The sequence below is a fragment of the Rossellomorea vietnamensis NBRC 101237 genome, assembly GCF_001591825.1.
Classification (GTDB): domain Bacteria; phylum Bacillota; class Bacilli; order Bacillales; family Bacillaceae_B; genus Rossellomorea; species Rossellomorea vietnamensis.
The window spans coordinates 40,481-49,340 of sequence record NZ_BCVQ01000030.1 but is presented as its reverse complement, the minus strand read 5'-3'; the positions used below and the strand labels follow the sequence as shown (position 1 = coordinate 49,340).

Annotated in this window: 7 protein-coding genes; 6 read left to right on the top strand and 1 reads right to left on the bottom strand. The window is 47.6% G+C overall.

Going from position 1 to position 8,860, the window contains the following annotated elements; all coding sequences use genetic code 11:
- Positions 1-132: 132 nt before the first annotated feature.
- Complete coding sequence (locus tag BVI01S_RS14890; protein WP_156030212.1) at positions 133-1,056, bottom strand: 1,4-dihydroxy-2-naphthoate polyprenyltransferase; 924 nt, start codon at positions 1,054-1,056, stop codon at positions 133-135.
- A 305-nt stretch (positions 1,057-1,361) separates the two neighbouring features.
- On the opposite strand from BVI01S_RS14890, the gene BVI01S_RS14885 reads away from it, so the two are divergent.
- From BVI01S_RS14885 to menC, 6 genes are all read left to right on the top strand, one after another.
- On the top strand, positions 1,362-2,768 hold the full coding sequence (locus BVI01S_RS14885; protein WP_034765477.1) for an isochorismate synthase: 1,407 nt from the start codon (positions 1,362-1,364) through the stop codon (positions 2,766-2,768).
- Positions 2,761-4,515, top strand: a complete 1,755-nt coding sequence (menD, locus tag BVI01S_RS14880) for a 2-succinyl-5-enolpyruvyl-6-hydroxy-3-cyclohexene-1-carboxylic-acid synthase (protein ID WP_034765485.1) — start codon at positions 2,761-2,763, stop codon at positions 4,513-4,515. The genes BVI01S_RS14885 and menD overlap by 8 nt, the downstream gene beginning before the upstream one ends.
- Complete coding sequence (gene menH / locus BVI01S_RS14875) at positions 4,496-5,305, top strand: 2-succinyl-6-hydroxy-2,4-cyclohexadiene-1-carboxylate synthase (RefSeq protein ID WP_034765488.1); 810 nt, start codon at positions 4,496-4,498, stop codon at positions 5,303-5,305. Before menD ends, menH begins: the two co-directional genes overlap by 20 nt.
- A gap of 15 nt (positions 5,306-5,320) precedes the next feature.
- A complete protein-coding gene (gene menB / locus BVI01S_RS14870) occupies positions 5,321-6,139 on the top strand; it encodes a 1,4-dihydroxy-2-naphthoyl-CoA synthase (protein ID WP_034765489.1) in 819 nt (272 codons plus the stop codon).
- Between the two features lie 90 nt (positions 6,140-6,229).
- A complete protein-coding gene (locus BVI01S_RS14865; RefSeq protein WP_061810778.1) occupies positions 6,230-7,720 on the top strand; it encodes an o-succinylbenzoate--CoA ligase in 1,491 nt (496 codons plus the stop codon).
- Entirely contained in the window at positions 7,710-8,819 is a 1,110-nt protein-coding gene (gene menC / locus BVI01S_RS14860; RefSeq protein ID WP_061810777.1) for an o-succinylbenzoate synthase, read from the top strand. The genes BVI01S_RS14865 and menC overlap by 11 nt, the downstream gene beginning before the upstream one ends.
- The last annotated feature ends 41 nt before the right edge of the window (positions 8,820-8,860 follow it).

Genomic DNA, 8,860 nt, shown 5'->3' with positions numbered 1-8,860 from the left:
GTTTTACAAATCAAATAATCGGTATATTATCAGTGGCCTCAGCGGCAGCGACGAGGAGGCTCGCCTTCCGCCCGAGGAAAGCGAAGTCTTGCACGGAAATCAACAGCGGTTTATCAAGGGAACCTAAATCTTTTACAGCAAATAAGCAAGCAATAATCCAATGGATAACAGGAAACCAAAGATGGTATTGGTTTGTGCGGTTGCTTTCATGGCGGGCATCATTTCGATGGGTTGTGATTTCCCGATGAACCCTGTCGTGGCTTTGATTGCTTTAGGGATGCTCAAAAAGGCTACGAACAGCCATGGGGATGAGATCCCTGTAACGACCAATCCGATGATCCAGGCGTAGGAAACGACAAACATACTGCCTAAGAGGATGATCGCTCCTTTTTTTCCTAACAGGATCGCGATGGTTTTGCGGCCGTTTTCTTTGTCTCCATCGAGGTCACGGATATTGTTGGCCAGTAATATGGAACCTACCAATATGGAAACCGGAATCGAGATGAGGACGCTGTCCCCATTGATATAGCCGGTCTGGATGTAAAATGAGATGAGGATGATCACAAATCCCATGAAAAATCCGGCTACGATTTCGCCGAATGGTGTGTAAGCAATTGGCATTGGTCCGCCAGTATAAAAGTACCCCGCTGCCATGCACACTATTCCTATGAGCGCCAGCCACCATGTACTGTTAAGACAGATATAAATCCCTAACAGGAGGGCGACCCCGTATAGTGAAAAGGCAAGGTTGATGACCGTTGATGGTTTGACACCATTACGGACGATCGCTCCGCCGATCCCGACCGAGTGCTCTGTATCCAGGCCCCTTTTATAATCATAATATTCGTTGAACATATTCGTGGCCGCCTGGATCAACAGGCAGGCAACCAGCATGGCTGCAAACAGTAAAATGTCCACTTTCGTAAATTGCAGCGCTAGTACCGTCCCTAACAGTACAGGTACGAATGCCGCTGTAAGAGTGTGGGGCCGGGTTAATTGCCACCAGATCTTCCACCCTTTATCTGATTCCAACACGTTGGATGCTTGTTGTTCCATCATACTCTCTCCCTTACGCAATAAGGAATTTTCAGAAAACATTACAATTCCTTTACAGATTAAAGTGTAGGTAAAGGGAAGGGGACTGTCAATCATTTTCTACAAATTCGTGAAGGTTCTATTTTCCAGTAATTGAGGACTTTTACAAAGCTTTTGGTTTCTCAAAAGTAGAAAAAGGGTTTATTATATATATAATAAGGATAAATATTGTAAACATGTCTTGAACGCCGTTGACACACCATAAGGACAGGTGTATCTTATAGTAAGTTTGACTATTGTACGTGATTTTGTTTGGGGGAATTCAATTGGTTACCATCCATAAGACCAGTATTGAAAAAGCATATGATACAGCCAGAATGAAGGCTAAACAAATACATCGCCCCGTCCTTCTCAGTATAGTGGAGGAAGTGGATGCCGTGGACCCTCTTTCTTTTTATTATGGAGGGAACTCTTTTCATGGAGAGCGCTTTCTATGGAAGGACCGCGATCATACCATCACGCTGGTAGGGCTCGGAGCGGCTCATATTCTGTCTACAGATGAAAAAGAAGGGCGCTTTTTTACCGTTGAGAACGAGTGGAAGCGCTTTACCCAGGAATCTGTGATCGTGACTGAGGAAAAATGGGCAGGAACAGGCCCGCTATTATACGGTGGGTTCCGTTTTGACCCGTTGAATGATAATAGTGAAGAATGGAATCAATTCTCTACAGGGACATTCCAACTCCCGATGTTCATGTTAACAAAACCTGAAAAAACGAACTACTTGACGATGAATGTCATCTGTCATCCGGATGAAGATGAACGCTCATTCCATGAACGGATCAGGTTAAAGGAAGAACTTCTTGCAAACGCCCGAAAGGTCATCATTCCCGAACGCCCTGAGTGGATCGGGAACCGTGATGTGAAACCCGAAGAATGGAAGGGGTCCGTCCAGAGTGTGGTGAATCGGCTGCAAAAGGGTGAGATGGATAAAGTCGTCCTAGCGAGAAAATGTGAAGTGTCATTCGACCAACAGGTATCATCTGATTTCGTCTTGGATAATCTGTGGAAGCAGCAGCCCGACAGTTTCGTATTCAGTTTTGAATGGGAAGGAAGCTGCTTTATCGGTGCAACTCCTGAACGACTCGTAAAGAAAACAGGGGAAGAAATCCTCTCCACCTGCCTTGCGGGTTCAATCGCCAGGGGGGATACCCTGGAACGTGATGAGAGACTTGGGGAAGAGCTCCTTGAGGATGAAAAGAACCGATACGAACATCAGCTTGTTGTGGAGAGCATTCAACAGGCACTCAATCCATTCTGTGAGACACTTTCGATTCCTTCTACGCCACAACTTATGAAGCTCAAGGATATCCAGCATCTCTATACACCGGTCATCGGACAGGCATCCGAGAATACGTCGCTTTTGAGCCTTGTTGAAAAATTGCATCCCACTCCCGCACTGGGTGGTGTCCCGAGGGACAAGGCGATGCATGTGATCAGGCAGGAGGAAGATATGGACCGTGGCCTATATGCCGCTCCCATCGGTTGGATCGATGCCTATGGAAATGGTGAATATGCCGTGGCCCTTCGCTCAGGCCTCCTTCAGGGAGACAAGGCCTACTTGTATGCAGGCTGCGGGATTGTAGCCGACTCTGAACCTGAAAGTGAGTTTAAGGAAACACAGATGAAATTTCGGCCGATGCTCCGGGCATTAGGAGGGACCGTACATGAATGATGAACATCAAAAGAAACTGACAGATTATTTAGCGGCCTTCATGGAAGAATTAGTTGGAAATGGAGTAGACGAAGTCGTCATCAGTCCCGGCTCTCGTTCTACTCCTTTAGCGTTATTATTTGCGCACCATCCCGGGGTGAAGACGTACATCAATGTGGATGAACGCTCTGCGGCTTTTTTTGCGTTGGGGATCGCCAAGGCAAAGAAAAAGCCCGTCGCCATCCTATGCAGTTCAGGGACGGCCGGGGCCAATTATTATCCTGCTGTCATTGAAGCTCGTTATGCTAAGGTGCCCCTCATCGTGCTGACGGCCGACCGGCCCCATGAACTTAGGGAAGTGGGGGCCCCTCAAGCCATTGATCAGATCGATCTTTATGGGAAGCATGTGAAATGGTCCATCGATATGGCGTTGCCTGAAAGCATCCCGTCGATGCTGCAGTATGCACGATCATCTGCTGTCAGGGGTGTGGCTCTTTCAAATGCGCATCCGGAAGGTCCGGTTCATTATAACTTCCCATTTAGGGAACCGTTGATCCCGGATTTACAAAAAGTTGAATTCTCAAGTGGAAGACCGGCAAAGAGGGTCCTTCAAGGGGATCGGCAGCTGTCTTCTGACTTCAAGAATGAACTTCAGGAAACATTGGTGAATTCAAAGCGCGGCCTCATCGTGTGCGGACCGGGGCTAAGTGAAGAAGCTGTTCCATCCATTGTCCGATTTGCCAAGGAATATGCGCTGCCAATCGTAGCGGATCCGTTGTCCTTCGTCCGGAGCGGGACCCATTCCAAAGATAATATCATGGACTGCTACGACACGTTCTTAAGAATAGATGAACTGAAAGAATCACTTCAGCCAGATCTTATTATCCGTTTCGGTGCCATGCCGGTCTCGAAGGCTCTTATGCTGTTCCTGAAAGGCCTGCCGGAAATCCCGGCGTGGGTTGTGAGTAAAGGGGAAGAGTGGCAGGATCCGACGGCACGGGGCACCGATTTCATCCACTGCGGGGAAAACCTGTTTTGTCAAAGCTTTTTTGACCAAAGTGGGCGAAGGAATATGGACTGGCTGGAAAAGTGGAAGCGTGTCAATAAGGAAACGAAGGGGTTACTCGTCAAGGGTCACCAATCCTGGGATGAAGGGATGGCGGTCCATCAGTTGATCCAGCATTTGCCTGAAGGATCCACCCTGTTTTCCAGTAACAGCATGCCGATCCGTGATTTGGATACATACTTTTTCACGAATGACCGGTCCCAGCGGATTTTTGCCAACCGCGGAGCCAACGGGATTGACGGCGTGGTATCCACGGCTCTTGGTATGAGTACGGTATCTCAGCCGATGTATCTCCTGATTGGGGATCTCGCCTTTTTCCATGATCTTAATGGGTTACTGACAGCAAGGAAATATCAATTGGACGTGACGATTGTGGTGATGAACAATAATGGTGGCGGGATCTTTTCCTACCTGCCTCAAGCGGGTGACCAGACTCACTTCGAAGACCTGTTCGGAACCCCGATGGACTTGGAGTTTGCTCATGCAGCCAAACTATACGGAGCACATTATTTCCATGTTGGAAACGAGGAAGAATTCATCCCGGCTCTTCAGGAAGCAGAGCAAAGCAAGGGGATAAAAATCATTGAGGTTGTGACCAATAGAGAAGAAAATGTAGCAAATCATCGTAAATTGTGGAATTTTGTTTCCCGGGAAATGACGAACAACCTAAAGGGTGAAGATCTTGATTCTTCAAGTGAATGATATCCGTTATTTTGTAGAAGTGAAAGGAGAGGGAGACCCTTTGGTTTTCCTTCACGGTTTCACAGGCGACACAACAACGTGGTCCAGGGTCACCGATCAATTGTCTGTGAACTATCGATGTATCAGCATTGATTTGATCGGTCATGGCCGTACGGAGTCCCCGAGAGACGTCACAAGGTACACCATGGAGCGGGTTGCAGCAGATATAAACACTCTGCTGAATGAGCTCGGCATCAACAACGCCGTGTTGGTCGGGTATTCAATGGGTGGGCGTATGGCCCTTCACTTCAGCTTGACTTATCCTGAAAAAGTGAAGGCCTTGATATTGGAAAGCGCCTCTCCTGGATTGAGGACGAGTGAAGAAAGAGCAGATCGCCGGAAGAAGGATCATGCACTGGCGGACAGAATAGAAAGGGAAGGCATCGAAGACTTTGTCGATTTCTGGCAGGAGATTCCCTTGTTCACATCTCAGAAAAGGCTGTCGGATCAAGAGCGTTCCGACATCAGGCAACAGCGTCTGAGCCAGTCGGCCACAGGCTTATCCCATAGCTTGAAAGGGATGGGGACCGGGGCTCAGGATTCTTTATGGGACCGGCTTGGTGAACTGACATTCCCAGTCCGATTACTTGTGGGAGAGCTGGATCATAAGTTCGTTCAGATTGCAGAAGAAATGAAAAAGCTCAATCCCGATTTTCAAATCCTGACATTTTCCAACACCGGTCATGCAATTCATGTGGAAGAATCGCGAAAGTTTGGTACAATAATAGAGGAACTACTGTTAACTACATAAAGGAGGAACAAACCAATGGCTTTTGAATGGGTTTCAGAAAGAAATTACGAAGATATTTTATACGAAACATACAATGGAATCGCTAAGATTACGATCAATCGACCAGAAGTTCGTAACGCATTCCGTCCTAAAACCGTCATGGAACTAATCGATGCATTTGCTTATGCTCGTGACGATTCCAAGGTTGGTGTCATCGTTTTAACAGGTGCAGGTGAGAAAGCATTCTGTTCAGGCGGAGACCAACGTGTACGCGGTCATGGAGGATATGTAGGGGAAGATGAAATTCCTCGCTTGAATGTATTGGACCTACAGCGTCTGATCCGTGTGATCCCTAAGCCGGTCATTGCAATGGTAGCCGGTTATGCGATCGGAGGCGGACACGTCCTTCACGTCGTATGTGATATTACGATCGCCGCTGACAATGCGATCTTCGGACAAACAGGTCCTAAAGTAGGAAGCTTTGATGCTGGATACGGTGCAGGATATCTTGCACGCATCATCGGCCACAAGAAAGCGAAAGAAATCTGGTACCTATGCCGTCAGTACAATGCCCAAGAAGCACTTGAAATGGGTCTTGTCAATACAGTGGTGCCGTATGAGCAGCTGGAAGCGGAAACGGTTCAATGGGCTTCAGAGATGCTTGAGAAAAGTCCGACTGCCCTTCGTTTCTTAAAAGCTTCATTTAACGCAGATACAGATGGACTGGCAGGTCTGCAGCAGCTTGCAGGTGACGCTACCCTTCTCTACTACACAACGGAAGAAGCAAAAGAAGGACGCGACGCATTCAAAGAAAAGCGTAAGCCGGACTTCGGACAATTCCCTCGTTTCCCTTGATTTGAGGGTGGCCTGATGAATCTGACATGGATTCATCGGGCTTTTTTAAATGAAAAATAGATCAATACGAAAGGAATGGAGAATGACAGGATGACTACACAGGAATTACCTAACTGGCTGAAACAAAGAGCGTTTTTAACCCCTGACCGGAAGGCGTTAAGCAATGGGGATGTGGAGTATACATTTAGTGAGCTTTGGGAGAAAGCCATTTCGATCGGGGAACAACTGCATACCATCGTAAAACATTCGTCTCATCCTTTTGTGGGACTCATGATTAAAAATAAAGTGGAGTCTGTCTTCTTTGTTCATGCCATTCAACAGCTCGGTTTCACGACTGTACTGTTAAACAATAAGTTAAGTGAAAATGAACTTTCTTTCCAGATTCAAGATATGGGATTAGGGACGGTCATTTATGATGATGAATTTGAAGGGAAGCTTTCTTTTTTAGGGGAAGAAGTGGTGGGAGTCTCTTTCTCTCGATTATTCGACACTGCCCCGACACACTTTGAGGTGAAGGATCATTTTCAATTGGACCAAGCATGCTCGGTCATGTACACATCAGGTACGACGGGAGCGCCGAAGGGTGTCCTCCAATCGTACGGCAACCATTGGTGGAGTGCCATCGGTTCTTCCCTGAATCTTGGTATAAATGAAAATGATACTTGGCTTTGTTCCGTACCCCTTTTTCATATCAGTGGTTACTCCATCCTGATGCGAAGTGTGATTTACGGAATGAACGTGCGTCTGTTTGAAACCTTCGATGTGAAAGGGATCAACCGTGAATTGATGTCCGGGAATGTCACCATCATGTCCGTTGTCAGCAATATGCTTTCCCGTTTGTTGAACGACATGGGGGATGAAACCTATCATCCCAGTTTCCGCTGCATGTTGTTGGGCGGTGGTCCCGCGCCACTTCCATTACTGCAGAAGTGTAAAGAAAAAGGGGTGCCGGTCTTCCAAACCTATGGTATGACAGAGACCGCCTCTCAGATCGTGACTTTGTCACCAGAGTACAGTATGACTAAGCTCGGATCGGCCGGAAAACCCCTCTTCCCTTCTGAATTAAAAATCAAGAGTGAAGAAGGAACCGCCAAGGCGAACCAGGAAGGCGAAATCCTTGTGAAAGGCCCGAATGTGACGGGTGGATATTACCGGAGGGAGGAAGCCAACGCCAAAAGCTTTGAATCCGGCTGGTTTCATACGGGGGATATCGGATATGTGGATGAAGAAGGGTTCTTATTTGTCCTGGACCGGCGTTCGGACCTGATCATTTCCGGAGGGGAAAATGTGTATCCGGCTGAAATCGAGAGTGTCCTCCTCAGCTATGACGGTGTGGAGGATGCAGGAGTGGCTGGTATCACAAGTGACGAATGGGGGCAGATGCCGTGTGCGTTCGTTGTAAAGAAAGATCATCTGACAAAAGAGGATATCATCACACACTGCAAGAGAAACCTGGCGTCTTATAAGCGTCCGAAAAAATTCGTGTTTGTGGATGAACTCCCACGGAATGCGTCAAACAAACTGCTGAGGAGAGTTTTAAGAGAGCAGTGGGAAAAAGGAATGGTTGCAGATGAAGATTGAATCCATCACCCTCCATGTTATTTCCATGCCTTTAAAAAAGCCATTTGTCACCCATCTTCAAACGGTTAAAGACCGCGAAGGCATCATCGTCGAAGTCAGGGACAGTGATGGAATGTGCGGACTGGGGGAAGGTGTCGCCTTTTCCACACCGTGGTATACAGAAGAAACGGTGAACACATCCTTTCATATGCTGAAAGATGTGTTGATCCCCCTCATGAACAGTAAACCATTTCATCATCCTGAGGAAATCGGGAAGCGGTTCGAAGCGGTACGGGGAAATGCCATGGCGAAGGCTGCCCTTGAAATGGCCTTATGGGATCTTTATGCAAGGCAGCAAGGTGAGCCGCTATGGAACATGATCGGCGGGACACGGAAAGAAATCCTTGCCGGAGCTGTGGTTGGATCGGGGACTTTGAAAGAGATGGTCGAACAGACAGAAGATTTGGTGGAGGAAGGATACCAGCGGATCAAGCTGAAAATTTCCCCGGGTGCCGATAGGGAAATTGTAAAGGAATTACGGACCCATTTCCCTGACCTCTCTCTTTTTGCCGATGCCAATTCAGCGTATAAGCTGGAAGATAAATCACAGCTTCAGGCTTTGGATGAATTTGATTTAGAGATGATCGAACAGCCGCTTGGGGTCGATGATCTGATTGAACATTCTTTATTGCAAAAGGAGATAACCACGCCGATCTGCCTCGATGAAAGCATCGTGACCCCCCACGACATGAAGAGTGCGATTCATTTGAATAGCTGTGGAGTGGTCAACATCAAGCTTGGCAGGGTCGGGGGCTATACGAGTGCGCTTGAGATCTACCGGTTGTGCCGGGAAAACGGGATCAAGGTATGGTGCGGCGGGATGATCGAATTCGGGGTGTCCCGGGCTCATAATCTGGCGCTTTCCACCCTTGAAGGATTCCGGATCCCCGGTGATATCTCTTCGTCCTCGAAATATTGGGAGGAGGATATCATTACATCTCCGATTATTGTAAAAAATGGTGTAGCGCATCGTCTGGAAGGAAGCGGAATCGGTGTGGAACTCAACAGAAAGCGCTTGAGTGCGGTGACATTGTTTAAGGAATCCTTCCAACACATGTAGTCGATCAACACCGATAAAAAGCCAGAGAGCGCATGCTCCCT